Below are 1,362 nucleotides of genomic sequence, written 5' to 3'. Positions count from 1 at the left end.
AACGACCTTTCGCACGTTGTCGCCGCCGACCGGGCGCATGTCTGGCATCATCTGAGCCAGCACAAGCAATACGAGACCGCGGACCCGCGGGTCTTTGTCGAGGGCAAGGGGATGCGGCTGTGGGACGTGACCGGGCGCGAGTATCTGGACGCGGTGTCGGGGGGCGTGTGGACGGTCAACGTGGGCTACGGGCGGACCTCCATCGCCGATGCCGTGCGCGACCAGCTGGTCAAGCTCAACTACTATGCGGGGGCTGCGGGCAACGTGCCGGCGGCCTTGTTCGCGGAACGGCTGGTGGAAAAGATGCCGGGGCTTTCGCGGGTTTATTACTCGAACTCCGGCTCGGAGGCCAACGAGAAGGCCTACAAGATGGTCCGCCAGATCGCCCAACGCCGGCACGGCGGGCGCAAGTGGAAGATCCTCTACCGCGACCGCGACTACCACGGCACCACCATCGGCACGCTGGCCAGCAGCGGCCAGGACCAGCGGGCGGCGCAGTACGGCCCCTATCCCGACGGCTTCGTGCGGGTGCCCCATTGCCTGGAATACCGCAAGCAGTGGGACGTGGAGAACTACGGCGAACGCGCCGCCGACGCCATCGAGGAGGCGATCCGGCGTGAAGGCCCCGACACGGTGGGCGCCATCGTGCTGGAGCCGATCACCGCGGGCGGCGGCGTGATCGTGCCGCCCGAGGGCTACTGGCCGCGCGTGCAGGAGATCTGTCGCAAGTACGACATCCTTTTGCACATCGACGAGGTGGTCTGCGGGCTTGGCCGCACCGGCGCCTGGTTCGGCTATCAGCATTACGGCATCCGGCCCGACATCGTGACCATGGCCAAGGGGGTGGCCTCGGGCTATGCGGCGATCTCGTGCACGGTGACCACGGAAGCGGTGTTCGAGATGTTCAAGGACGACGCGGCCGACCCCTTGGGCTATTTCCGCGACATCTCGACCTTCGGGGGCTGCACGGCGGGCCCGGTGGCGGCGCTGGAGAACATGCGCATCATCGAGGACGAGGGCTTGCTGGAAAACACCCGGGCCATGGGCGCGCGGCTGATGGCGAACCTCCGGGCGCTCATGGAGAAGCACGCGGCCATCGGCGAGGTGCGCGGCAAGGGCCTGTTCTGCGGGGCCGAGCTGGTGGCCGACCGCGCCACCAAGGAGCCCTTGGACGAAAAACGCGTCCAGGCGGTGGTGGCCGAGTGCCTGGCCCGCGGCGTGATCATCGGCGCCACCAACCGCAGCTTGCCGGGGCTGAACAACACCCTGTGCCTGTCGCCCGCCCTGATCGCCACGGAAAACGACATCGACGCCATCACCGACGCCATCGACGGCGCGCTGGCAAAGGTGATGGGCTAGAAC

1 protein-coding gene is annotated in these 1,362 nt (G+C 67.7%); it reads left to right on the top strand.

The annotated features are described in order from the left end of the window. A partial coding sequence (tpa, locus tag ACFOM8_RS22965) for a hypotaurine--pyruvate aminotransferase Tpa (protein WP_377764679.1) occupies positions 1 to 1,359 on the top strand: 1,359 nt, incomplete at its 5' end. Positions 1,360 to 1,362: the final 3 nt, after the last annotated feature.

It is taken from the genome of Paracoccus angustae, from assembly GCF_042648745.1.
Classification (GTDB): domain Bacteria; phylum Pseudomonadota; class Alphaproteobacteria; order Rhodobacterales; family Rhodobacteraceae; genus Paracoccus; species Paracoccus angustae.
This window is presented reverse-complemented; position numbering and strand designations above follow the sequence as displayed.